This is a genomic window from Citrobacter sp. Cpo069 (assembly GCF_030332785.1).
Lineage (GTDB): Bacteria > Pseudomonadota > Gammaproteobacteria > Enterobacterales > Enterobacteriaceae > Citrobacter > Citrobacter portucalensis.
In genome coordinates this window covers 31,595-56,067 of sequence record NZ_JAOWHD010000030.1, presented here as the reverse complement: position 1 = coordinate 56,067, position 24,473 = coordinate 31,595, and the positions used below count along the sequence as shown (strand labels likewise).

Genomic DNA, 24,473 nt, shown 5'->3' with positions numbered 1-24,473 from the left:
CTGAGCGCAGATTTGCGCACTGGAAACTCAAGGATTGATTCATGGACAGTTTGACCCCTATCCGCTGTTGGCCTGCCATCATCTCGCTCGTGATTACGCTGACCATCTGGTTTGTTATCCCGTGTCCTCCTGACGTAACCCCGCAAGCGTGGCACCTGCTGGCACTGTTTATTGGTACGATCGCTGCGATTATCGGTAAAGCTATGCCCATTGGCGCAATTGCGATTGTGGCGATTATGCTGGTGGCGATGACTGGCGTTACTAACCCCGGCAAACCCTCCGCGGCGTTGAACGATGCGTTGAGTGGCTTTTCGAACCAGTTAATCTGGCTGATTGGTTTATCCATTATGCTGTCGCAAAGTCTGTTAAAGACTGGCCTGGGAGCGCGTATTGGCTACGGGTTTATTGCGCTATTTGGTAAAAGAACGCTGGGTATTGCGTGGGCATTAACCCTTGCGGAAACGCTAATTGCACCCGTAACGCCAAGCAATACCGCGCGTGGAGGCGGCATTATCCACCCGGTAATGCGGGCGATTGCGGAAAGCCTCGGCTCGCAGCCAGGCCATGCCGAGAATGGCTCAACGGGCCGTTATCTCGCGCTGGTGAACTACAACATTAACCCGATCAGCTCGGCAATGTTCATCACCGCGACCGCACCTAACCCGTTAATCGTCAGCTTTTTGACGAAGGGGACGGATGGCGTGCTGAACATGACCTGGGGAATGTGGGCTATTGCGGCGCTTCTTCCCGCTCTGGTATCACTGGTTGTCATGCCGATTGTAATCTGGTGGCTCTATCCGCCAGCTATCACGCGCACGCCAAATGCGCCGCAGTTCGCGCGGCAAAAACTGGATGCGCTGGGTCCACTATCACTGGCAGAAAAAATCACCCTGGCAGTGTTCATTTTGCTGCTCTGCCTGTGGGCGGGTGTTCCAGCGATGCTGATGGGCAGTGCCTGGAGCGTAAACCCCACTAGCGCCGCGTTAATTGGTTTGTCGATTCTATTGATGGCGGGCGTATTGAGCTGGGATGACATTCTTAAATGCCGCGGGGCATGGGATACGATAGTCTGGTTTGCCGCGCTGGTGATGATGGCGGATTTTCTCAGCAAACTGGGGTTGGTGGGATGGCTGGCAACCAGCGTTGGTAGCGCAATCGACCATCTTGGCGTGCACTGGAGTGTTGCAACGCTGCTGTTGATTCTGCTTTACGTCTACTCGCACTACTTTTTCGCCAGCACTACTGCGCATATTACGGCTATGTTCGCTGCGTTCTTCGCCGCAGGATTAGGCCTCGGCGCGCCGCCAGCATTGCTTGGTTTAATGCTCGGTTTCTCCTCCTCCCTGATGATGTCGCTCACGCACTATGGCACGGGTACTGCGCCGATCATCTTTGGTTCGGGCTATGTCACGCTGGCGGAGTGGTGGAAAACGGGCCTGGTGATGAGTGTGGTCAACCTGACCATTTGGGGGGTGACCGGCGCCTTCTGGTGGCACTGGTTGGGATACTGGTAGTTAATACAGCGGGAGGAGTGCTCCTCCCGCCTTAACAACTTAAGCCTGTTTAGCGGCTTCTGCTGCTTTAACGATGACGGCGAAGGCGTCTGCTTTCAGAGAAGCACCACCAACCAGCGCGCCGTCGATGTCCGGCTGAGCAAACAGTTCTGCCGCGTTAGCTGCGTTTACAGAACCGCCGTATTGGATGATTACTTGCTCAGCGATTTTCGCGTCAGCTTTAGCAATGTGGTCACGAATAAATTTGTGAACAGCCTGAGCCTGAGCAGGAGTTGCAGATTTACCGGTACCGATAGCCCATACTGGTTCGTAAGCGATAACGACGCCTTCGAATGCTGCCGCGCCCTGAGTTTTCAGAACCGCGTCGATCTGACGTGCACAAACTTCTTCAGTTTTGCCCGCTTCGTTTTCTGCTTCGGTTTCACCGATGCACAGAACTGGAGTCAGACCCTGCTCTTTCAGCACGGCGAATTTTTTAGCGATCAGCTCGTCAGATTCTTTGTGGTAAGTACGACGCTCAGAGTGACCGATAATGATGTACTGTGCGCCGATGTCTTTCAGCATTTCAGCACTTGTTTCACCAGTGAATGCGCCAGACAGGTTCAGGTCAACGTTCTGCGCGCCCAGAATGATGTGGCTACCGGCAGCGGCGTGTTTCGCCAGGTCGATATACATTTCCGGCGGAGCAATCGCTACTGCACAGCCAGCAACGCCAGCCAGTTCTTTACGCAGATTAGCAACCAGTTCGTTTACCATGTGGCGGCTGCCGTTCAGTTTCCAGTTACCCATCACTAAAGGATGTCGCATTTCATTTCTCCACGCTTGTCAGCGAATTAAGGAATATGGCCGCCCCTCAGGGCAGCATGGTCTGTGAAACAGTATAGAGATTCATCCCCCGAAAGGCTTTGCTTTTTGTCATTTCCCCGTCATTCTCCACGTTGCAGGTGCGTTGGCTGTACTCTCTCACCCCAGTCACTTACTGATGTAAGCTCCTGGGGATTCGTTGCGTCGCTGCCTTCCTGAAACGTGAATAATTTAGGGGGAATTCGACCCTTCGAGGTTTTCAGATAGAGCCAGCTTAATCGGTTCAACAGCGAAGGTCAGCCCCTTTTCACCGTTATCTGCCACGACATAGCGAATTGCGCCTTCTGTTTCGGCGTAATAGTGCTTACCTTTGCCTGCGGCGAGCAGTTTTTGTAGCTTTTTCTGGCTCTGTTCCTTCGTCAGTAGCGGTGCGACGGTGCGGATGACGGCGGTCATGTATTCCAGCGCTTTCGCTTTAGCTGCCTTTTGCTCTGGTCCCTGAATTGGTAACCAGGTTATCTGCATGCTTTTGATTTTCAGGGTACCGCGCTCAAGGGCGGAAGACGCATACAGGTTTTCATTGATTTTGCTGGCCGCGCGGGTGAGATTTGCCCGATCGCGACTGCTGTCGATGGCGCGGAACTCATTCAGGATAAGCTTCGGATTCTGTGTATTAAAGTTTTCGCGAAACTGGCTAATCGACAGGTCAAAGGTCGGCGCGCCCGCCAGTAAATAGGGGGCTGTGGTTGCCGTCGATGGCTCTTCCGCCAATGCCGCAGGGCTGGCGGTTAAGGCTGAAAACAATAATAAAAACAGTGTAAATCCGTGCTTCATCAATCGTACCTTTCATTCTCACTGCTCACGATTAAAACGGTAACCGTCGAGCTTGTCAAAAGGGTAAACTGTTCTGGAAGGTAATAATAAAGGAACTTACATGACCATACAGCAGTGGTTATTCTCATTTAAAGGGCGCATCGGGCGCCGTGATTTCTGGATTTGGATTGGCCTATGGATCGTCGGCATGCTGGTTTTGTTTTCGCTGGCGAGCAAACAATTACTCGATATTCAGACCGCGGCTTTTTGTCTGGTGTGTCTGCTATGGCCAACGGCGGCAGTGACGGTAAAACGTCTGCATGACCGTGGGCGTTCTGGAGCGTGGGCGCTGTTGATGATTCTGGCGTGGATGCTGCTGGCCGGAAATTGGGCGATGTTACCCGGCGTCTGGCAATGGGCGGTAGGCCGCTTTGTTCCAACGTTGATTCTGGTCGGCATGCTTATCGATCTGGGTGCGTTCATCGGCACCCAGGACGCAAATAAATATGGTAAGGATACGCAGGACGTAAAGTACAGAGCTGACTCGTAGGCCGGATAAGCGCCATCCGGCAAAATGCCCGGGTGTTAACCGGGCATTGAAACGTTCTTACCAGTAGTGCTCTGCGGTCATATGGCCTGGTCGGCGGCGCAGGTGTTTGGTCATCTGCCGGGTGTCCTTCAGCAACTGCTGCGTGTCGCGTACCATCTGCGGGTTTCCGCACAGCATCACATGACAGGTTTCTTTATCCATTGGCAGCCCGACCGCTTTTTCCAGTTCACCGCTTTCAATTAGCGCCGGTACACGCCCGGTCAGCGAATCTGCCACGGTTTCACGGCTGACCACCGTCTGGATGCTTAATTTACCTTCGTAGCGCTTTTCCAGCGCCTGCATCAACGGCAGATAGCTCAAATCGGCGGCATAGCGCGCGGCGTGGACCAGCACCAGATTTTTGAACCGATCCAGGTCTTTGCCTAATTGCAGAATCGACAAGTATGGGCCGATAGCCGTGCCGGTTGCCAGCATCCACAGCGTGTCGCAATCGGGGACTTCATCCAGCACGAAGAAACCAGCAGCTTCACTCACCACCTGGACTTCATCGCCAGGCTTCAGTGCTGCCAGACGAGGGCTGAGTTTGCCGTCGGGAACCGTCACCAGATAAAACTCTAAATCGGGGTTATCAGGGGCATTGACGTAAGAATAGGCGCGCTGGACGCGCTCGCCGTCGATCTCAAGGCCAAGCTTGGTGAATTGACCTGCAGTGAAAGGAAGAACCGGAGCTCGCACGGTCAAACTAAACAGGGCATCGGTCCAGTTCTGTACCTTCGTGACTTTGCCTGTTACCCAATCTGCCATGGTTTTCTCCTGTCTGCTTTGATTGCCTTATCTTCGTTCGTTGGACGAAAGATTTCCAGCCCATATGGGCTGGAAGGCTCTATTGATCAAATCAATTACAGGATGTGCGCCTGCACATCGGGATCTTTACGATCGAGGTAGTGAATCGACTGAATGCGACGGATCGTACGTGATTTGCCGCGGATCAGCAGCGTTTCGGTGGTCGCGATATTACCTTTGCGGCTAATCCCTTCCAGCAAATCGCCTTTGGTGATGCCGGTGGCGGAGAAAATGACGTTGTCGCTACGCGCCATTTCATCGAGACGCAGCGCTTTGCCCGCTTCAATACCCATCGCGGCGCAACGAGCCAGTTCTTGTTCGCCAATGCGACGGTTCTCTTCGCTGTCGCCTTTGACGTCATGACGCGCCAGCAAACGACCTTGCATGTCGCCGTCCAGCGCGCGGATAACGGCTGCGGAAACCACGCCTTCCGGTGCGCCGCCAATGCCGTACAGCACGTCAACTTCACTGTCTGGCATGCATGTCAGAATGGAGGCCGCAACGTCACCGTCTGGAATAGCAAAGACGCGCACGCCCAATTTTTGCATTTCGGCGATCGTTTCATCATGGCGTGGCTTGGCCAGAATGGTGACGGTCAGTTCACTCAGCGGCTTATTGAGTGCAGCGGCAACGTTCTGCAGGTTGGCTTCCAGCGACAGGTTCAGGTCGATAGACCCTTTTGCGCCTGGGCCGACAATCAGCTTTTCCATGTACATGTCTGGCGCGTTCAGGAAGCAGCCTTTATCGCCAACAGCCAGTACGGCCAGCGCGTTTGCCTGACCCATTGCCGTCATGCGTGTGCCTTCGATAGGATCGACGGCGATGTCGACCGCATCACCAAGACCGGTCCCGACTTTCTCACCGATAAACAGCATCGGTGCTTCATCGATCTCACCCTCGCCAATCACGATGGTGCCGTCGATATTGACCTGGTTGAGCATAATACGCATGGCGTTTACCGCCGCGCCGTCAGCGGTATTTTTGTCGCCGCGGCCCAGCCATTTATAGCCAGCCAGCGCGGCCGCTTCGGTCACGCGTGAAAATTCAATGGCAAGTTCTCGTCTCATTGCAAACTCGTAGCTGAAAGGAATGGCGCGAAGTGTAGCACAGGGGAGGGGGCGAGATTATTGATGTGTGTGCGGGGTTGCCCCCGCACGAAGATATTGCCGGATAAGGCACAGTTGCCATCCGGCTATGACGTATTACTCGTCGTGATCTTCCCATGCCATGGCGCGTTTGACCGCTTTTTTCCAGCCGCTGTAACGGAAGTTACGTTCGGTGGTTTCGATGCCTGGGCGGAATTCACGCTCGATGACCGCTTTTTCCTGCAGCTCATCCAGATTCTGCCAGAAGCCTACTGCCAGACCGGCCAGGTATGCCGCACCCAATGCGGTGACTTCGCGGACTTCCGGGCGCTCAACGCGCGTGCCGAGAATGTCGGACTGGAACTGCATCAGGAAGTTATTGGCGACCGCACCGCCATCAACGCGCAGGGCGTGCAGGCGAATACCGGAGTCAGCCTGCATTGCTTCCAGAACATCACGAGTCTGATATGCAATAGACTCAAGCGTGGCACGGATGATGTGGTTGGAGTTTACCCCACGGGTCAGACCAAAGATGGCGCCGCGAGCATACGGGTCCCAGTATGGTGCGCCCAGGCCAGTAAATGCTGGAACGACGTACACGCCGTTGGTGTCTTTCACTTTGGTGGCGAAATATTCGGAGTCGAACGCATCGCTGATGAGTTTCATTTCATCACGCAGCCACTGGATAGATGCGCCAGCCATAAATACCGCACCTTCCAGCGCGTAGTTCACTTCCCCGGTCGGTCCGCAGGCGATGGTGGTCAGCAGTCCGTTTTCGGACTTAACGGCTTTCTCGCCGGTGTTCATCAGCATGAAGCAGCCGGTACCGTAAGTATTTTTCGCCATCCCTTCCTTCACGCACAGCTGGCCAAACAGCGCCGCCTGCTGGTCACCAGCGATACCGGAGATAGGAATACGAATGCCGCCTTTACCACCGATGTTGGTTTGGCCGTACACTTCAGAAGAACGACGTACTTCCGGCAGCATTGCACGCGGAATATCCAGCGCATCCAGCATCGTGTCATCCCAGTCCAGGGAGTGGATGTTGAACAGCATGGTACGTGAGGCGTTGGTGTAATCCGTGACGTGTACACGTCCCTGCGTCATTTTCCAGATAAGCCAGGTATCTACGGTACCGAACAGCAGTTCGCCGCGACGAGCGCGCTCACGTGAGCCTTCTACGTGGTCGAGGATCCACTTCACTTTGGTGCCGGAGAAGTACGGGTCAATGACCAGACCTGTATTATTACGGATGTACTCTTCCATACCGTCGCGCTTGAGCTTTTCGCAGATATCCGCGGTACGACGACACTGCCACACAATCGCGTTATAGATAGGTTTACCGGTTTCGCGTTCCCAGACAATGGTGGTTTCACGCTGGTTGGTAATACCGATCGCTGCAATTTCATCGGAACTGATATCGGCTTTCGCCAGAACTTCTACCAGCGTGGAGCTTTGGGTCGCCCAAATTTCCATCGGGTCATGTTCTACCCAACCTGCTTTCGGGTAAATTTGTTCGAATTCGCGCTGTGAAACGGCAACGATATTCGCATCGTGGTCCATTACGACCGCGCGGGAGCTGGTGGTGCCCTGGTCGAGCGCAACGATATATTTTTTTTCAGTCATAATTTTTTGTCCCGTAGTCACATTACTGCGAAGCTTTTTGTTGAGTGTTGGCCGCAACGTCTTTTTCTTCAATCGCGCAGACATCGCACGGTAAATGACGACCAATCAGTTTGCGATATGCCCATGCGCCCAAAATCGCGCCGGTAATCGGGCCAAACACCGGAACCAGGAAGTAAGGGATATCGCGACCACCCGTGAAGGCAATCTCACCCCATCCGGCCATCCAGGCGAAGAGTTTCGGTCCGAAGTCACGTGCCGGGTTCATCGCAAAACCTGTCAGCGGACCCATGGAAGCACCAATAACGGCAATCAACAAGCCGATCAGCAGTGGTGCCAGCGGACCACGAGGTACACCGTTACCATCGTCGGTCAGAGCCAGAATCAGCCCCATTAGAATAGCGGTAATGACCATTTCAACCGCGAAGGCCTGCACAAAATTGATATGCGGGTTCGGATAGGTGGAGAAAGTACCTGCCAGACCGAGGCTCTCGGTACTGCCGCGTACGATATGGTTGGTTTGTTCGAAATCGAGGAAAAGATTGTAATAAAGCCCGTAAACCAGTGCCGCTGCGCAAAAGGCGCCGGCAATTTGAGAAATAATAAAAGGAACAACTTTGCGTTTATCAAAACAGGCGAACAGCCAGAGTGCGATGGTTACCGCGGGATTCAGGTGTGCACCAGAAACGCCTGCGGTCAGATAGATAGCCATCGCTACCCCCAGACCCCAGATGACACTGATTTCCCACTGACCGAAAGTAGCCCCAGCCACTTTAAGTGCAGCGACACAGCCCACACCGAAGAAAATCAACAACCCGGTACCGAGGAATTCAGCAATGCACTGGCCTTTTAAGGTTGATGTTTGACTCATAATCGGATCCTGAAGAGAGTTTAATGTTTATTGTGTGCGAGAAGGTCACTGACATCCCCGGAGCCGGTAGGCACACTGTTAATTTATCGTTAACGCGCAAAAACGAGAAATATCGAAATTAAAATGTGTGTACTGCATCAACAAAATGAGCGTTTTCGCGCCATTGTGAGGTATTTGTTATACAAAAATAGTGTGAGCTGAATCATTTCACTGATCAACCTGTTAACACTTAAGAGTTATGACAGTAATGTCACCAGGAGAAAGACTAAAAGTGTTGCAAACCGCAATCTGCGCGGGATGCCGCTGGACAGGGATGACGCGGCTTCATACAATCGGTGTTAAGTAGAGTGCGCTCGTTTTTATTAAGGCGTCGCCGGTTATCGGGACGAGGATTTTTATCCATCAACGCCTTGCAATTCAGGAGAGGTATGACGATGTCATTAGAAGTGTTTGAGAAACTGGAAGCAAAAGTACAGCAGGCGATTGATACCATCACGCTGTTGCAGATGGAAATCGAAGAGCTGAAAGAAAAGAACAACTCACTGTCGCAGGAAGTTCAGACTGCACAGCAGCAGCGTGAAGAACTGGAGCGTGAGAACAACAGCCTGAAAGAACAGCAGAGCGGCTGGCAGGATCGTCTGCATGCCCTGCTGGGTCGTATGGAAGAAGTCTAATCCTCGTCATATTTCACGTTATGGCGGCGTTGGCTGCGTGCATTCACCCCAGTCACATAGTGACCTATGCTCCTGGGGATTCACTTACTTGCCGCCTTGCCCTGACGTGAAATCTTTAGAGGATTTAGAGTGCGAGTTTGTAGGCTGGATAAGGCGTAAGCCGCCATCCGGCAATCAGTGACACGCATAAAAAAGGCACCTTGCGGTGCCTTTTTCGCTTATTCGATATCGAGCGGGTCTTCGGAGAGGATTATCCCGGTGTTATCGGCGTACAGGTGGTCGCCGGAGAAGAACGTCACGCCACCGAAGTTGACGCGTACATCGCTTTCTCCAATGCCTTCACCTGAGGCACCTACCGGAATAGCGGCAATCGCCTGAATGCCGATATCCAGTTCTTCCAGATCGTCTACCTGGCGTACTGAGCCGTAGATGACCAGACCTTCCCATTCATTCTGTACGGCCAGCCGTGCCAGTTCGGCATCGACCAGCGCACGACGAACAGAACCGCCGCCATCGACCAGCAGAATGCGACCACGGCCGTTTTGTTCGAGCAGATCGTACAGCAACCCGTTGTCCTCGAAACATTTTACCGTGATGATTTGTCCGCCAAACGACGACCGTCCTCCAAAGTTAGAGAACAGCGGTTCCACGACGTTGACATCTTCCTGATAGATGTCACAAAGCTCGGATGTATCGTATTTCATAGGCTTAACGTTCAGTTGCTGCGAGAATTTTTAGTATATCGCGCTATGTGTACTGTTGGCAAAATCATCAATTGTTAATTGATATTTGTCAGTTAAAGAGACCACTGACTTAAGAAAATCCCAACGACAAACAGCAGGTTAGTTAACAATGCCGCTTTTACGGTGCGTTCCAGCATCGGACGCATTGCAGCCGGGTCCATCTCGCGCATTACATAGCGAGCCTGTTTGATCAGCAGCGGAGCGGCGAGGATAAACAGCCATCCCCACAGGCTTTGCAGTGAGAACAGGTTGAACAGTGCCAGACAGACCAGCGTGCCCATCAGCAGACAGGCGTGGTAGCGGCGGGCATTGACAGCACCTAAACGTACGACCAGCGTGTTCTTGCCGTTCTCTCTGTCGCTGTTGATATCGCGCAGGTTGTTGACGTTGAGCACGGCGGTTGCCAGCAGGCCGCAGGCGGTGGCAGGCAGAATCAGCGCTGGAATCAACGTATGCGCCTGCAGATACCAACTTCCCATTACGCTGAGCCAGCCGAAGAATACCAGCACAGAAATATCGCCCAGGCCGATATATCCGTAAGGGCGATTACCCACGGTGTAGGTGATCGCGGCGATAATCGACAGACCGCCGAGCACCAGGAAACCGACAAAATCCGCCAGCGTGTGACAGGCTACAGCAACCAGGGCTAGCCCGGACAGACAGATCAGCACCACGGTGACGATCAGCGCGCGCTTCATCTGCTGTTGGGTGATGACCCCTTTTTGCATACCGCGCAGCGGTCCAATACGGTCGGGTTTGTCGCTGCCTTTAACGGCATCGCCATAGTCGTTAGCGAGATTGGACAGAATTTGCAGCAGTCCTGCCGTAATCAATGCCAGCAGAGCAACCAGCGGATCGAAGTATCCTTGCCACCATGCTAATGCCGTACCGACGATGATCGCCGCGAAGGCGAGCGGTAAGGTCTTAGGTCGTAAACTTTCCAGCCAGGCTTGTGAGCGGCTAATTTGTTGTTGTTCAGTCATATTTAGCGCCAATAAAAATGGGGCTTTATCAGCCCCATCAACAGTGATGAAAATGCATTGAACGCGATTATAGGATAAAACGGCTCAGATCTTCATCTGCGACCAGCGCATCCAGATGTTTGCTCACATATTCGGCATCAATTGTGATGCTTTGGCCGTTCAAATCGCTCGCATCATAGGAAATATCTTCCATCAGACGTTCCAGAACGGTATGCAGACGACGTGCACCGATGTTTTCGGTGGTTTCGTTAACCTGCCAGGCCGCTTCGGCAATGCGTTTAATACCGGATTCAGTGAAGTTGATGTCCACACCTTCAGTCGCCATCAGCGCTTTGTACTGGACGGTGATGGAGGCATTCGGTTCGGTAAGGATACGCTCAAAATCGCTGGTGGTCAGCGCCTGCAGCTCGACACGAATCGGCAGACGACCCTGCAGTTCTGGGATCAGGTCGGACGGTTTGGCTACCTGGAATGCACCAGAAGCGATAAACAGAATGTGATCTGTTTTCACCATGCCGTGCTTGGTGGAGACCGTGCAGCCTTCAACCAGCGGCAGCAGGTCGCGCTGTACGCCTTCACGGGACACGTCCGGGCCGGAGGATTCGCCGCGCTTACAGATTTTGTCGATTTCGTCGATAAACACGATCCCGTGCTGCTCAACGGCGTCGATAGCTTCTTGTTTCAGCTCTTCCGGGTTCACCAGTTTGGCAGCTTCTTCTTCAATCAGCAGCTTCATCGCGTCTTTGATTTTCAGCTTACGCGGTTTTTGCTTCTGACCGCCCAGGTTCTGGAACATGGACTGCAGCTGGCTGGTCATCTCTTCCATTCCTGGAGGCGCCATAATTTCAACGCCCATCGGTGCGGCCGCGAGATCGATTTCGATCTCTTTATCATCCAGCTGGCCTTCACGCAGTTTTTTACGGAATGCCTGACGCGCTGCAGAAGGTTCCTGCGGCTGCTCTGACTGCCCCCAGTTATTTTTAGCTGGTGGGATCAGCACGTCGAGAATGCGCTCTTCCGCCATCTCTTCGGCACGGAAGCGGTTTTTCTCAATTGCCTGCACGCGGACCATTTTGATGGCAGCATCGGTCAGATCGCGGATGATGGAATCTACTTCTTTACCAACATAGCCGACTTCGGTGAATTTGGTTGCTTCGACTTTGATGAACGGCGCGTTGGCCAGTTTTGCCAGACGACGGGCGATTTCGGTTTTACCGACGCCGGTCGGGCCAATCATCAGAATGTTTTTCGGCGTGACTTCATGACGCAACTCTTCGTTGAGCTGCATACGACGCCAGCGGTTACGCAGGGCGATCGCCACGGAACGCTTAGCGTTATCCTGGCCGATGATGTGTTTGTTCAGTTCGCTGACAATTTCGCGTGGGGTCATTTCAGACATGGGGGATCCTTACGCTTTGGAGTTCAATTCTTCGATGGTATGGAAGTGGTTGGTATAAATGCAGATATCCCCTGCAATATCCAACGCTTTCTCAGCAATCTCGCGTGCGCCAAGCTCGGTATTTTCAAGCAGAGCGCGTGCAGCAGCCTGGGCGTAGGGACCGCCGGAGCCGATAGCAATCAGATCGTTTTCTGGCTGGATGACGTCGCCGTTACCGGTGATAATGAGCGATGCAGTTTCATCTGCGACGGCCAGCAGCGCTTCGAGTTTGCGCAGCATACGGTCGGTACGCCAGTCTTTTGCCAGTTCAACGGCAGCTTTCACCAGGTGACCCTGGTGCATTTCCAGCTTGCGTTCAAACAGTTCAAACAGCGTGAATGCATCCGCAGTACCACCCGCAAAGCCCGCGATGACTTTATCGTTGTACAGACGGCGGACTTTCTTCACGTTGCCTTTCATTACGGTGTTACCCAGTGTGGCCTGACCATCACCGGCGATTACCACATGGCCGTTACGGCGTACGCTTACTATTGTTGTCACGAGCAGACCCCTTGGTTACAAATGCAATGTACAGGCCCCGCACAGTGTACGGGGCGTAATGCAAGTATAGATGGGGGGGATTTTGGGGGTTTCAACCCCCAGTGGCGAGTCGAATGCAGTTTGTGTGACCAGCAACCTTCAGGCGGCTGATGGTGTTGTCGGCATTCTCTTTGCCCTTGACCGGACCAATGACCACACGATTCCAGCCGTTATTGGTGGTAATACGGGAGTTAAAGCCTTCAAAGGCCAGCTGCGCACGCACAGTTTCTGCCTGCTCAGCGCCTTTAAATGATCCGCACTGAACCATCCAGCGGCGTTCATCTTTTTTCTCAGCAGTCTGTTTTGGCGGCTGCGTTTCATTCGTTATCGGCGCGGCCGGCTGCGGTTTTGGCTGAGCAGCGGTGGTATGCGCTGGCGTTTGCAGCAGATCCTGATACGGCTGTTGCGCCGCCGGTTTCGGCTGCTGTACCGGCGCGGCTTGTGCTGTACGCGTTTGCTGCTGCTGATACGGCTGTTCTGTTGCCCGTGGACGCGGCTGCTGAGCCTGCTGCTGTGCGTTATTCCACTGCTGCTGTTGCACCTGACGCTGACGCTGCAGCGTTTGCTGGCGTTGTTCAGGCGTTTGCTCGTTCCACGGTACTTCGTTGAGCTGCGTCGGCTGTTGACGCATATCAGCCTGCATTTGCGCCAATAGCTGGCGCTGCTCATTGGTTAGCTGATCGGCATTCAGCACCTCGCCGCCCGCAGACGGTTCGGTAGGCGCACGTACGCCAGGCTGACGGCTTTCCAGCTCTTTGATGTATCGCCAGCGCTCTTCCGGTTTTGGCGGAATGCCATTACCGGTGACTTTCTGGTTTTGCAGCGTTTCGGACTCTTCTTTCTTGTGATGCGTAATGAAGTACAGACCACCGATAAAGGTCACGAGTACGGCTGCAGCAATAGCAACCATTGCGGGCGATACCGCAGGCGTATTGCGTTGTTTTTTCCGTGATGTGCTCTTCTTGCGCCGCGAAGGTGCCGGTTGGCCGCGACGTACATAATCTCGTTGTGCCACTATCGTTTCGCTGTATTTATTCGTTCGTCAGCCCGCCATGTTACTTAAGCGGCGGGCCTTTGACCAGACAGGGGAGTCCGAAAGCACTTTACTTTACGTCAGTGCCCGGGTAGTACCCCGAATAATAAGCTCGCAGTCCAGTAAACGTGAGCCACTGCTGACGCTCTGCCCTTGTAATTGATCGAGCAGTAACAGCATAGCTTCACGTCCGATATCGAAACGCGGCTGTGCGACGGTTGTCAGGGGTGGATCACAAAATTCCGTGAGCGAAATGTTATCAAAGCCAATAATGGATAAATCATCAGGGACTTTCAGACCCTGACGTTTGGCGTAAGAGAGTGCACCCAGCGCCATGACGTCGCTGTGACAAAAGACAGCGGTAGGCGGCTGCGGTAGTTCAAGGAGCTGCTTCAACGCATTGGATCCCGCTTCATAGGTAAAGTCACCGCGCGCGATGAAATGCGGATCGACCGTAATTCCGCTGCGGCGTAATGCCTGAACGTAGCCTTGCAGACGGTAATGGCACAGCGGCATATCTTCGGGCCCGGCGATACAACCAATGCGTTTATGCCCCAGTTCCAGCAGATAATTCATCGCGTTAAAGGCGGCGGTGAGGTTATCAATGTGCACGGTAGGGAGTTCCAGCTCTGGCGCGAACTCGTTCGACATGACCATCGGCGGTAAATTGCGCTGTTCTTCCACGCTGGCATCAAACGGCAGGCGCGAGCTGAGCAGTACCATGCCATCGATCTGCTTGGTGATAATGAGGTTAAGAAACGTCTTTTCCTGCTGATTCTGGTGCGCGCAGTCGCCAATAAGCACCAGGTATCCCTGTTCTGCGGCAGTCACTTCGATGCCACGAATCACTTCGCTAAAAAACGGATCGCAGATATCCGGCACAATCACCAGAATGGTACGTGACTCATTACGCTTAACGTTACGTCCCATTGATTGGGGTAGATATCCCACTTCCAGTGCCGCCTGCTCAACCTTGTTACGGGTTGACTGCGAGACTTTGTCCGGGTTCATTAATGCGCGGGATACGGTTGCCGTTGAGACTTTCGCCTTCAGAGCAACATCTTTCATTGTAGCGGCGGCAACCTGCTTATTCGGTTTCACTCTTTCTCCTCGCCAGAGAGCTGCTGGCACAGACTCGTCCCTGGATAACCTTCATCTGAAACATTTTTATCAGATAGTGAATGGAAGCGGTTACAGAATTTTCATAAAAAGTGTGATGGATCTTTAATTTTACGATCCGCCTCGCATCGTGAGGGGTTATCCCTCGATGGGATCGACATCCAGCACCCATTTAACCTTGCGTGCATCGGGTAGCGTATTGATCAGTGCCAGCGTGCCGCTGACGATATGTTGCAGACGAATCCGTGATGGATGTTGCAACAATATTTGCCAACGATAACGACCACCGCGTTTGGGCGCCAGTGCGGGAACCGGGCCGAGCACCCAGAGTTTGTCATCGGCCAACGGGCTGGCTTGAATGAGATTCCGTAGTTGCTGCAAGAACATTGGTGCATGCTGGTTGTTATGATCTTCTGCCCGCACGATCACATGGCTGGTCCACGGTGGAAGCTGGAGCGTTTGTCGCTCGGCCAGCGCCTGTTCGGCAAACGCGTCATAGCCTTTATACAGCAAGGTTTGCAGCAGCGGATGTTCAGGATGGTGCGTTTGCAGCACCACTTCGCCTTGCTTCCCGGCGCGTCCGGCACGGCCAGAGACCTGCGTATAGAGCTGGGCGAAGCGTTCTGCTGACCGGAAATCTGCGGAGAATAGCGCGCCGTCAACGTCCAGCAGCGCCACCAGAGTGACGTCCGGGAAGTGGTGGCCTTTGGCCAGCATTTGCGTGCCTATAAGAATTCGTGCGCCGCCGCGATGCACTTCCGCCAGATGCTGCTCCAGCGACCCTTTACGGCTGGTGGTGTCGCGATCGATACGTGAAATTGGCACACCGGGGAAAAAAGGTGCCAGAGCCTGCTCAAGCTGTTCGGTGCCGAGTCCTACTGGAACCATATGCGTCGAACCGCAGGAGGGGCACTGACGCGGTATTGGGCGCTGGCTGTCACAGTGGTGGCAACGCAGGTGGTGCTGCGCCTGATGTAGCGTGTAGTAGTGATCGCAACGCGGACATTCTGCAATCCAACCACAGTCGTGGCACAGCAGCGCAGGCGCAAAACCGCGACGGTTCAAAAACAGGATCACCTGGTTATCCGCCTGCAGGTGCTGACGCATACGGGCGATTAGAGCAGGGGCGAGTCCGGCCTGCACTTGCTGACCTTTGAGATCCAGCACGTGCTGAGTGGCTGGGCGCGCATTTCCGGCGCGGCGCGTCAGGCGTAGCATGCGATATTTGTTCTGCCGCACGTTACACAGCGTTTCCAGTGCCGGGGTGGCTGAGCCGAGAATAATCGGGATTTGCTCGCTATGGGCGCGGTAAACCGCGAGGTCGCGCGCATGATAGCGCCAGCCTTCCTGCTGTTTATAAGAGCTGTCGTGCTCTTCGTCGATGACAATCACGCCGAGATTTTTAAACGGCGTAAACAGCGAAGAACGCGTGCCGATAACAATCGCCGCCTCGCCATTTTTTGCTTTCAGCCAGGCTGAAAGACGTTCACTGTCGTTTAAACCGGAGTGCAGGACTTCGACCGGCGCATTAAAACGTTCGCGAAAACGGGCAATAGTTTGCGGCGTCAGGCCAATCTCCGGCACCATCACCAGCGCCTGCTTGCCCTGGGCAAGGACGTTTTCCAGAACGCTGAGATAGACCTCTGTTTTGCCTGATCCCGTTACGCCCGCTAATAGCCAGGCGCTAAAACTGTCTGAGGCGCTGTGAATCGCCCCGACGGCGGTGGCCTGCTCGGTGTTCAGCCGCAGACGCTCACCAGAAACCGCGTAGTGTGTACGCCAGTCGCTAAAGCCTGGTGTTTCGCTCGCCAGATCGCACAGCCCTTTTTTCCGCAGTGCCTGTAATGCGGCATCATTAAATTCCAGTTCAGCCACCTGGTCGCGCCAGATTTTTCCCTGGCGTAGCGCAGCCAGCGCCTGTTGCTGCTTGGGAGAACGCTTCAGGCTGTTGAGGTCAATAACCTGGCCTTCTTCAGTAGCAAACCAGTACCACATGGGCGCGTTTGTCGCCGGGCGTCCCTGGCGCAGTAAAATTGGCAGAGCGTGAAACAGTACGTCACCGATGGGATGATGATAATAATCAGCCGCCCACAACAGCAGACGCCAGACGGAGGTCGAGTATACCGGTTCGCTGTCCAGCACTTCGAGAACGGCTTTCAATTCGCTCCGCGGCAGTTCACTGTGCTCGCTGACGGAAAGGACAATACCCACGCGCTCCTGCTGCTTGCCAAAGGGCACGCGTACACGACACCCGGCTTTGGCACTCAAGCCTTCCGGCAGGAGGTAGTCAAAGGTGCGAGGTAGCGGAACAGGTAAGGCAACGTGCGCAACGGGCATTGAATCATCCTGACTTGAAATCTGGCGGGTTAGTATACACATTAGTGGAGGGTAGAATGCGGATCAGTTTGCATGAGCAGGTTAATTTCTGTATGATTCGCCGCCTTTGATGCAAATTGATTGCGTCAAACAATGACCATTACCCGAGAGTTTCAGGCTGTTGATGCAGCGTGAAAGGTGACGGGGAATAATTAACATCGCGTGGTGTCTGGCGTTAGGGCTGGAAGAGCGACGCGGCCTTAAACCGAGGTTTTCCCATGAAAAAAGATATTCACCCGAAATACGAAGAAATTACTGCAAACTGCTCTTGCGGTAACGTCATGAAAATCCGCTCTACCGTCGGTCACGATCTGAACCTGGACGTGTGCGGTCAGTGCCACCCGTTCTATACTGGCAAGCAGCGTGATGTTGCTACCGGTGGCCGTGTTGATCGCTTCAACAAGCGTTTCAGCATCCCAGGCAGCAAGTAAGTTTCAGCTGTCAGAAAAAAGCGCCTTATGGCGCTTTTTTTGTTTCTGTTCTTCAGAACTGAAATATATATTGATGTATTGAATAATCTATTTTATTCAATAAATAAAACGGTGTTTTATTTTTTCGATAAAATATTGCAACTGGTGATCTGCGTCCTTTTTATTTTCTGTCTTTTGCCACTTTTACCAGCTCCTGGCAAAATACCAAAGGTTTCTGCTTTCTTTCTAAAATACACTTTTGTGGAAATATAAAATTAATCTAAAAGCCTTTTTGTTTTCCCATTTTATGGACAAAACGAGATGGATTATTTCCGTTGTTGAGTGTGAAGAGGGATTGTCATGAAATTTAAATCTGCGTTATTACTGATTCCATTATTCTCTGCGGCCGCACAAGCGGGTTATGTTGATTACCGGCATGAATATTATGACGATGGACGTAATTACGATCGTGTGTATATGTCTCACCGTTTTGCCACGGGTTTTGGTGTGGCAGTAGAAGCCATTTCTCGTTCCGAAAACACGCAGTCAAATGATGCGTGGAATAATATGGAAAGTAATGGTAACGAGTATACCGCAAGCTACCAGTTCACTTGGCAGGGTCTTGTCTGGCAGCCCGGCATTGCAATCGAAACGGGCGATAATATCGCGATTTATAAGCCTTATATCCGCGTACAGTACAACATCAACGACAACTGGTGGACCGCGTTCCGCTATCGTCAGGAGTACATGCGCAGAAACACTGACGGCAAAGATGACCGCATGGTCTATCGTCCGGAAGCCTGGCTTGGTTATAACGTCAATGACTGGATGTTTGAGCTAAATGGTATTTATAAAATTGCCGATAGCGAAGATTTATATAACAACCGGAAAGATGATTATGAATATAACTTCCGCGTGGCGTACAAATTAGGCTCCTGGGTTCCATTTGTTGAGGTTGGCAACGTTTCCTCGGGTTATAACACAACAACGACAGACGATCGTCAGACCCGTTATCGTGTCGGTCTTGGTTATAACTTTTAATCGGTAATAGTTTTCGTATCGGCTGATTACGTCGATAAGCATAGTTTGTGTGAATAATATGTCTAAGGAGTTGACATCATGTCTAATGATGGAACTATTATCGGAAATAATGAAACCACTGCCGTCAGGCCTTTCGGAATTAGAGATAAAATTGGTTATTTATGTGGTGACCTCGGAACCTGTTTTATTCTTGGCTTAGTTAATAGTTTTTTAATGATTTATTACACTAACGTCCTCGGTATTTCCGGCGTTATTGTTGGCTCACTCTATTTTGTGACCAAACTCTTTGATGCGTTCGTTGATGTTGGTGTAGGGCGCTTATGCGATACCTCTAAACTGACGGTACATGGACGTTTCAACCCGTGGGTGCGTCGTATGAAGTATCCATTTTGCATCATTGCGGTTGTCCTGTTCCTGCCGTTTGTGAATGATTTTTCTTATACGGCGAAAATCATCTACATCTGCTGCTCCTATTTCATTTACGGTTCGCTGTTATCGACCGTGAGTATTCCGTACGGTGCTATGTCTGCGGCGATTAGCTCGAATCCTGAAGATCGTGTATCGCTTTCAACCTGGCGTAGCGTTGGGTCAGCAATTGGCGGTGGGGCAACTGGCTTTTTCATTCCAATCTTGATGTACACCACCCTGGTGGATGGAAGCCAGGTGATTTCCGGGCAACACTTCTTCTGGATTTCCATTGGTTGCGCAGTGCTGGGCTTGATCTTTTTATCCTTGACCTGTCATTTAACGACGGAGCGCGTGCGCGTGGAGAGAAAAGAGAGCATGCCCGTTTCGGTGTTGCTGAAGGGACTGGCACGCAATAAGGCGCTGATTGTTTTAGTGGTTGTGGATTTGCTGATTGTAATTAATCAGGGGTTGTCCGGTACCAACATGACTTACCTGTTTAATGACTATTTCCACAATAAAGAGGCGATGTCAGTCGCGTTGCTGTTTACCTTTGGTTCCCTGGTTCTGCTGGCGCCATCGGCATCCTGGCTCACGAAGCGGTTTGGTAAAAAAGAAGCCAGTGTAGGCGCGTTGCTTTTTGCCGTGGTCATGTATGTGATTATGTACTTTGTCCACATTACGGATGCAAAGGTCTATCTGGTTTTCTTGTTCCTGGCGACGCTGGGTGCAGGGTTATTCAACCTGATGATTTGGGCGTTTATGACTGATGTTTGTGACTACCATCAGTATGTCACTGGCGATCGCGAGGATGGCACGGTTTATGGTGTGAACTTCTTTGCGCGCAAGGTTGGTCAGGCATGCGCAGGGGCGATTGGTGGCTTTATGTTGGCTATCATTGGCTATCAATCATCGTCAACAGGTGGTGCAGTGCAAACCAGCATTGTGCAGGAAAATATTTATACGATGGCGAATCTCTTGCCGGCGCTATGCCTGTTTTTGGCGGCGGTCATTCTGATTTATTTCTATCCATTGAACCGTACGGAAACGCTCAAAATGGAAGAAACATTGAATAAACTCAATGGTATTAGTAAGTAACACTGTGAGAAAAGGCGGGAGCATTCCCGCCTCTACACGCCCATTGCTGTTCTAACTATCAGTATTCCCACGTTTCCGGGTTGATACCCAGTTCACGCATGATTACCTTTGCTTCTTCCGGGATTTCATCACTGCGTTCTTTACGCAGGTCGTCATCGTTGGGTAAGGGTTGCCCAGTAAAAGCATGCAGAAACGCTTCACACAGCAGTTCGCTGTTGGTGGCGTGGCGCAGGTTGTTCACCTGACGACGCGTGCGTTCATCGGTAAGGATTTTTAACACCTTCAGAGGAATGGAAACCGTAATTTTTTTGACTTGCTCACTCTTCTTACCGTGCTCAGCGTATGGGCTGATATATTCGCCGCTCCATTCAGCCATGAGATACCTAATCCTCTTCGTCATTAATATTGAGGCCAGAACCTGAGCCCGGACCATAATTGCGCGTAGTTTATCGTAGTGGCGTGGCCCTGACACGAAGTAAGCCGACGCAGATGTACGCTAATGCATATAATTTTAACGGCTATTTCCAGTTTGCTCAATCTATACGCAAAGAAGTTTAGATGTCCAGATGTATTGACGGCTATCGTAACTATGATTACTCTGGTGTCTGACTTTTCACCGACTCAGCCAGGATCTCCTCAATATGACGCGTAAACAGGCCACCATCGCAGTGCGTAGCGGGTTAAATGACGACGAACAGTACGGTTGCGTTGTCCCGCCGATTCACCTCTCCAGCACCTATAACTTTACCGGATTTAATGAACCTCGCGCCCATGACTATTCGCGTCGCGGCAACCCAACGCGCGATGTTGTTCAGCGTGCGCTGGCGGAACTGGAAGGCGGTGCAGGTGCTGTGCTGACCAATACTGGCATGTCGGCGATTCATCTGGTGACCACGGTCTTCCTCAAGCCAGGCGATCTGCTGGTCGCACCGCATGACTGCTACGGCGGGAGCTACCGACTGTTTGACAGTCTGGCAAAACGTGGCTGTTACCGCGTCCTGTTTGTCGATCAAGGAGATGAGCAGGCATTGCAGGCCGCATTGGCGGAAAAACCGAAGCTGGTGCTGGTAGAAAGCCCAAGCAACCCGCTGCTGCGCGTGGTGGATATTGCGAAAATCTGTCAGCTGGCGCGTGAAGCTGGCGCGGTCAGCGTGGTCGACAACACTTTTTTAAGCCCGGCACTGCAAAATCCACTGGCATTGGGCGCCGATCTGGTGTTGCATTCATGCACGAAATATTTAAACGGTCACTCAGATGTGGTGGCTGGTGTTGTGATAGCGAAAGATCCGGAAACGGTCACTGAACTGGCATGGTGGGCGAATAATATTGGTGTGACCGGCGGCGCGTTTGATAGTTATCTGCTGTTGCGCGGCCTGCGTACTCTGTCTCCTCGAATGGAGGTGGCGCAACGTAATGCTCAGGCGATAGTCGATTATCTGCAAACTCAGCCGCTGGTGAAAAAATTGTATCACCCGTCATTGCCGGATAATCAGGGCCATGAGATTGCCGCGCGTCAGCAAAAAGGCTTTGGCGCGATGTTAAGTTTTGAACTGGATGGTGATGAGCAAACGCTGCGCCGCTTCCTTGGTGGGTTGTCATTGTTTACGCTGGCGGAATCGTTAGGGGGCGTTGAAAGTCTGATCTCCCACGCCGCAACCATGACACACGCGGGCATGGCGCCAGAAGCGCGTGCTGCTGCCGGAATTTCCGAAACGCTGCTGCGTATCTCCACCGGTATTGAAGATGGCGAAGATTTAATTGCCGACCTGGAAAATGGCTTCCGGGCTGCAAACAAGGGGTAAACATGAGTGTGATTGCGCAGGCAGGGGCGAAGGGTCGTCAACTGCACAAATTTGGTGGTAGTAGTCTGGCTGATGTGAAATGTTATCTGCGTGTCGCAGGCATTATGGCGGAGTACTCTCAGCCTGATGACATGATGGTTGTTTCAGCCGCAGGCAGTACCACTAACCAGTTGATTAGCTGGCTGAAATTAAGCCAGACCGATCGCCTTTCTGCGCATCAGGTTCAACAGGCGTTACGTCGCTATCAGAGCGAGCTTATCAGCGGTTTGTTACCGCCTGATATAGCGGATGGACTAATTGGTGCGTTTATTCACGATCTGGAGCGTCTGGCTGGATTACTCGACAGTGGCGTGAACGATGCCGTCTATGCTGAGGTTGTTGGGCATGGTGAGGTATGGTCCGCGCGTTTGATGTCTGCGGTCCTTAACCAACAGGGGCTGGAGTCAGCCTGGCTGGATGCGCGCGATTTTTTACGTGCTGAACGCGGTGCCCAGCCGCAGGTAGATGAAGGTCTTTCTTACCCGCTGCTACAGCAACTGCTGGCGCAGCATCCGGGTAAACGGCTGGTGGTTACCGGCTTTATTAGCCGCAGCAATTGCGGTGAAACGGTCCTGCTGGGGCGTAACGGCTCCGACTACTCGGCGACGCAGGTTGGCGCGCTGGCGGGCGTTTCTCGCGTAACTATCTGGAGCGATGTCGCCGGGGTTTACAGCGCGGACCCGCGTAAAGTAAAAGACGCCTGTTTGCTGCCGCTGCTGCGTCTGGATGAAGCCAGCGAGCTGGCGCGTCTGGCGGCACCGGTTCTCCATGCCCGTACCTTACAGCCGGTTTCCGGTAGCGATATCGATCTCCAACTGCGTTGTAGCTATACGCCGGAGCAGGGGTCAACGCGCATTGAACGCGTACTGGCCTCCGGTACCGGGGCGCGTATTGTGACCAGTCATGATGACGTCTGCCTGATTGAGTTTTTGGTTCCGACTGGCCAGGACTTTAAGCTGGCTTATAAAGAGATTGATCAGGTTTTAAAACGTACCCAGGTGCGTCCGCTGGCAGTGGGTGTGCATCCTGACCGCCAACTGCTGCAATTTTGCTATACCTCCGAAGTCGCTGACGGCGCACTGAAAATTCTGGATGAAGCTGGTCTGCCTGGCGAGCTGCGTTTGCGCCAGGGGCTGGCGCTGGTGGCGATGGTCGGGGCGGGCGTCACCCGTAATCCGCTGCATTGCCACCGTTTCTGGCAACAGTTAAAAGGTCAGCCGGTTGAATTCACCTGGCAATCGGAAGAGGGTATCAGCCTGGTCGCGGTACTGCGTACTGGGCCAACAGAGAGCCTGATTCAGGGTCTGCATCAGTCAATTTTCCGCGCGGAAAAACGCATTGGTCTGGTGTTGTTCGGCAAAGGCAACATCGGCTCACGCTGGCTGGAGCTGTTCGCTCGCGAGCAGAGCACGCTCTCGGCGCGCACCGGATTAGAGTTTGTGCTGGCGGGTGTGGTTGATAGCCGTCGTAGCCTGCTGAATTACGAAGGGCTGGATGCCAGCCGCGCGTTAGCTTTCTTTGATGACGAGGCAGTAGAGCAGGATGAAGAGTCTCTATTCCTGTGGATGCGTGCTCACCCGTATGATGATTTAGTGGTGCTGGACGTTACTGCCAGCGAGCAACTTGCGGATCAGTATCTGGATTTTGCCAGCCATGGTTTCCACGTTATCAGCGCCAACAAACTGGCGGGGGCGAGCAGCAGTCATAATTATCGCCAAATTCATGACGCTTTTGAAAAAACCGGTCGCCACTGGCTGTATAACGCTACCGTGGGTGCAGGTTTGCCGATCAATCATACCGTGCGCGATCTGATTGAGAGTGGAGATACCATTCTGTCGATCAGCGGGATCTTCTCCGGTACGTTGTCGTGGTTGTTCCTGCAATTTGATGGCACGGTCCCGTTCACCGATCTGGTGGATCAGGCGTGGCAGCAGGGGCTGACTGAACCCGATCCGCGCGTAGATCTTTCCGGCAAAGATGTGATGCGTAAGCTGGTGATTCTGGCGCGTGAAGCAGGTTACGACATCGAACCGGACCAGGTTCGCGTGGAATCGCTGGTGCCTGCGCACTGTGAAGAAGGCTCTATTGACCATTTCTTTGAGAATGGTGATGAGCTGAACGAGCAGATGGTGCAGCGTCTGGAAGCGGCGCGTGAAATGGGGCTGGTGCTACGCTATGTGGCGCGTTTTGATGCTAACGGTAAAGCGCGCGTTGGTGTTGAAGCGGTTCGTCCTGAACACCCGCTGGCGGCGCTGTTGCCGTGCGATAACGTATTCGCCATTGAAAGCCGCTGGTATCGCGATAACCCGCTGGTGATCCGTGGACCGGGCGCAGGTCGTGACGTCACCGCCGGCGCTATTCAGTCAGACATCAACCGTCTGGCGCAGCTGCTGTAGTTTTTGTTGCCGGATGATCCGGCCGACGGTTCGTTTGTGACCCAGGCCGGATAAAATACGTCAACAGCCATCTGCATAATCACTTCAACGCTCTCATCCTGCGTTAAACCTACCCGTATTGCGTCTTACCCGCGCTCTGGCCAGAGGCGAGTCTGTCACCGCTCTCGTTAACGGCTGGCAGACGGTCATGCCACAATTCCCCATCATTTCAGGCTGATGTGAATTTTTTTCACGTTGGCTGAGTATTCCTCACCTTTAACGATGATTTTTGTG

Annotated in this window: 22 protein-coding genes; 8 read left to right on the top strand and 14 right to left on the bottom strand. The window is 52.9% G+C overall.

What is annotated here, in order from left to right; all coding sequences use genetic code 11:
• Nucleotides 1–41 precede the first annotated feature (41 nt).
• Complete coding sequence (locus OGY08_RS01230) at nucleotides 42–1,514, top strand: DASS family sodium-coupled anion symporter (RefSeq protein ID WP_003825206.1); 1,473 nt, start codon at nucleotides 42–44, stop codon at nucleotides 1,512–1,514.
• 39 nt (nucleotides 1,515–1,553) lie between these two features.
• Here OGY08_RS01230 and tpiA read toward each other — a convergent pair whose 3' ends face one another.
• Both tpiA and OGY08_RS01220 read right to left on the bottom strand, forming a co-directional pair.
• Nucleotides 1,554–2,321, bottom strand: coding sequence for a triose-phosphate isomerase (tpiA, locus tag OGY08_RS01225; protein WP_003028783.1), 768 nt, complete (start codon nucleotides 2,319–2,321; stop codon nucleotides 1,554–1,556).
• 228 nt (nucleotides 2,322–2,549) lie between these two features.
• Nucleotides 2,550–3,152, bottom strand: a complete 603-nt coding sequence (locus tag OGY08_RS01220; RefSeq protein WP_032945595.1) for a YiiQ family protein — start codon at nucleotides 3,150–3,152, stop codon at nucleotides 2,550–2,552.
• Between the two features lie 100 nt (nucleotides 3,153–3,252).
• On the opposite strand from OGY08_RS01220, the gene OGY08_RS01215 reads away from it, so the two are divergent.
• The gene (locus tag OGY08_RS01215; protein WP_008787028.1) at nucleotides 3,253–3,681 is read left to right on the top strand and encodes a DUF805 domain-containing protein; all 429 of its coding nucleotides are present in this window, start codon (nucleotides 3,253–3,255) and stop codon (nucleotides 3,679–3,681) included.
• Between the two features lie 57 nt (nucleotides 3,682–3,738).
• On the opposite strand, the gene fpr is transcribed toward OGY08_RS01215, so the two are convergent.
• The 4 genes from fpr to OGY08_RS01195 form a co-directional block, all read right to left on the bottom strand.
• Nucleotides 3,739–4,485, bottom strand: a complete 747-nt coding sequence (gene fpr, locus OGY08_RS01210; RefSeq protein ID WP_286565422.1) for a ferredoxin--NADP(+) reductase — start codon at nucleotides 4,483–4,485, stop codon at nucleotides 3,739–3,741.
• Between the two features lie 95 nt (nucleotides 4,486–4,580).
• Nucleotides 4,581–5,591: a class II fructose-bisphosphatase gene (gene glpX, locus OGY08_RS01205; protein ID WP_008787030.1), complete on the bottom strand. Its 1,011-nt coding sequence runs from the start codon at nucleotides 5,589–5,591 to the stop codon at nucleotides 4,581–4,583.
• A 135-nt stretch (nucleotides 5,592–5,726) separates the two neighbouring features.
• Nucleotides 5,727–7,235 (bottom strand): glycerol kinase GlpK, encoded by a 1,509-nt coding sequence (gene glpK, locus OGY08_RS01200; RefSeq protein ID WP_003028792.1) that lies wholly within the window; start codon nucleotides 7,233–7,235, stop codon nucleotides 5,727–5,729.
• Between the two features lie 22 nt (nucleotides 7,236–7,257).
• Nucleotides 7,258–8,103: an MIP/aquaporin family protein gene (locus OGY08_RS01195; RefSeq protein ID WP_008787032.1), complete on the bottom strand. Its 846-nt coding sequence runs from the start codon at nucleotides 8,101–8,103 to the stop codon at nucleotides 7,258–7,260.
• Nucleotides 8,104–8,531: 428 nt separating this feature from the next.
• Here OGY08_RS01195 and zapB point away from each other — a divergent pair, with 428 nt between their 5' ends.
• A complete protein-coding gene (zapB, locus tag OGY08_RS01190; protein ID WP_095533156.1) occupies nucleotides 8,532–8,777 on the top strand; it encodes a septal ring assembly protein ZapB in 246 nt (81 codons plus the stop codon).
• A 218-nt stretch (nucleotides 8,778–8,995) separates the two neighbouring features.
• Here the strand turns inward: zapB and rraA are convergent, their stop codons facing one another.
• From rraA to priA, 7 genes are all read right to left on the bottom strand, one after another.
• On the bottom strand, nucleotides 8,996–9,481 hold the full coding sequence (gene rraA, locus OGY08_RS01185) for a ribonuclease E activity regulator RraA (protein ID WP_008787034.1): 486 nt from the start codon (nucleotides 9,479–9,481) through the stop codon (nucleotides 8,996–8,998).
• Between the two features lie 92 nt (nucleotides 9,482–9,573).
• Nucleotides 9,574–10,503: a 1,4-dihydroxy-2-naphthoate polyprenyltransferase gene (gene menA / locus OGY08_RS01180; RefSeq protein ID WP_003825185.1), complete on the bottom strand. Its 930-nt coding sequence runs from the start codon at nucleotides 10,501–10,503 to the stop codon at nucleotides 9,574–9,576.
• 67 nt (nucleotides 10,504–10,570) lie between these two features.
• Nucleotides 10,571–11,902, bottom strand: coding sequence for an ATP-dependent protease ATPase subunit HslU (gene hslU, locus OGY08_RS01175; protein WP_003028803.1), 1,332 nt, complete (start codon nucleotides 11,900–11,902; stop codon nucleotides 10,571–10,573).
• 9 nt (nucleotides 11,903–11,911) lie between these two features.
• Entirely contained in the window at nucleotides 11,912–12,442 is a 531-nt protein-coding gene (gene hslV, locus OGY08_RS01170; protein WP_003028805.1) for an ATP-dependent protease subunit HslV, read from the bottom strand.
• A 91-nt stretch (nucleotides 12,443–12,533) separates the two neighbouring features.
• The gene (gene ftsN, locus OGY08_RS01165) at nucleotides 12,534–13,496 is read right to left on the bottom strand and encodes a cell division protein FtsN (protein ID WP_125363044.1); all 963 of its coding nucleotides are present in this window, start codon (nucleotides 13,494–13,496) and stop codon (nucleotides 12,534–12,536) included.
• A 93-nt stretch (nucleotides 13,497–13,589) separates the two neighbouring features.
• Nucleotides 13,590–14,615, bottom strand: coding sequence for a DNA-binding transcriptional regulator CytR (cytR, locus tag OGY08_RS01160; protein WP_125363043.1), 1,026 nt, complete (start codon nucleotides 14,613–14,615; stop codon nucleotides 13,590–13,592).
• Between the two features lie 156 nt (nucleotides 14,616–14,771).
• Nucleotides 14,772–16,970, bottom strand: a complete 2,199-nt coding sequence (gene priA, locus OGY08_RS01155) for a primosomal protein N' (protein ID WP_048215183.1) — start codon at nucleotides 16,968–16,970, stop codon at nucleotides 14,772–14,774.
• Nucleotides 16,971–17,227: 257 nt separating this feature from the next.
• On the opposite strand from priA, the gene rpmE reads away from it, so the two are divergent.
• The 3 genes from rpmE to OGY08_RS01140 all read left to right on the top strand — a co-directional run bounded on the left by rpmE (nucleotide 17,228) and on the right by OGY08_RS01140 (nucleotide 19,963).
• Nucleotides 17,228–17,440, top strand: coding sequence for a 50S ribosomal protein L31 (gene rpmE / locus OGY08_RS01150; protein WP_008787040.1), 213 nt, complete (start codon nucleotides 17,228–17,230; stop codon nucleotides 17,438–17,440).
• A gap of 339 nt (nucleotides 17,441–17,779) precedes the next feature.
• Complete coding sequence (locus tag OGY08_RS01145) at nucleotides 17,780–18,460, top strand: oligogalacturonate-specific porin KdgM family protein (protein ID WP_003825173.1); 681 nt, start codon at nucleotides 17,780–17,782, stop codon at nucleotides 18,458–18,460.
• A 78-nt stretch (nucleotides 18,461–18,538) separates the two neighbouring features.
• Entirely contained in the window at nucleotides 18,539–19,963 is a 1,425-nt protein-coding gene (locus OGY08_RS01140; RefSeq protein WP_032945626.1) for an MFS transporter, read from the top strand.
• A 58-nt stretch (nucleotides 19,964–20,021) separates the two neighbouring features.
• Here OGY08_RS01140 and metJ read toward each other — a convergent pair whose 3' ends face one another.
• Entirely contained in the window at nucleotides 20,022–20,339 is a 318-nt protein-coding gene (gene metJ / locus OGY08_RS01135) for a met regulon transcriptional regulator MetJ (protein WP_003825168.1), read from the bottom strand.
• 265 nt (nucleotides 20,340–20,604) lie between these two features.
• Here metJ and metB point away from each other — a divergent pair, with 265 nt between their 5' ends.
• Entirely contained in the window at nucleotides 20,605–21,765 is a 1,161-nt protein-coding gene (gene metB / locus OGY08_RS01130) for a cystathionine gamma-synthase (protein WP_003028818.1), read from the top strand.
• 2 nt (nucleotides 21,766–21,767) lie between these two features.
• A complete protein-coding gene (locus OGY08_RS01125; protein ID WP_125363042.1) occupies nucleotides 21,768–24,200 on the top strand; it encodes a bifunctional aspartate kinase/homoserine dehydrogenase II in 2,433 nt (810 codons plus the stop codon).
• The last annotated feature ends 273 nt before the right edge of the window (nucleotides 24,201–24,473 follow it).